Annotated in this window: 1 protein-coding gene; it reads left to right on the top strand. The window is 60.7% G+C overall.

Going from position 1 to position 415, the window contains the following annotated elements:
- The coding region (locus JWJ90_RS22960) for an XdhC family protein (RefSeq protein WP_205229526.1) at positions 1-415 on the top strand (415 nt) is incomplete at both ends.

Raw genomic sequence — 415 nt, 5'->3', positions numbered from 1 at the left:
GGTGTTGCCTGCGCTGGATGCCAGTGAACAGCAGATGTTACTGCCGGTTGGTGCGATACCGGAACTGCTGATCGCGGGCTACTCGACTGTGGCATATGAGTGCATCCGGCTCGGGCAGATGCTGGGATTTCACGTGCGGGTCTGTGAGCACCGACCGGAGATGCTGACGGAGCTGGAGAGCCACTTCAGCGCTACGGACAACGTGACGCTGGTGTCACAGCATCCGGCGCGCTGGCTGGAGCTGAACGGCGCGCATGCAGCGGTGGCGATTGTGGCACTGACCCACGATCCCCGCATTGATGACCTGACGATGATGGAGGCGATCGCGACACCCGCGTTCTATATCGGCATCATGGGCTCAGCGAAAAATAGCGAGAAACGACGGGCGCGACTACAACAGATCGCCGGCATGGAT

The organism is Desulfobulbus rhabdoformis (genome assembly GCF_016919065.1).
Classification (GTDB): domain Bacteria; phylum Desulfobacterota; class Desulfobulbia; order Desulfobulbales; family Desulfobulbaceae; genus Desulfobulbus; species Desulfobulbus rhabdoformis.
Note: the sequence above shows the minus strand (reverse complement) of the source record. Positions and strands in the feature narration are given on the sequence as shown.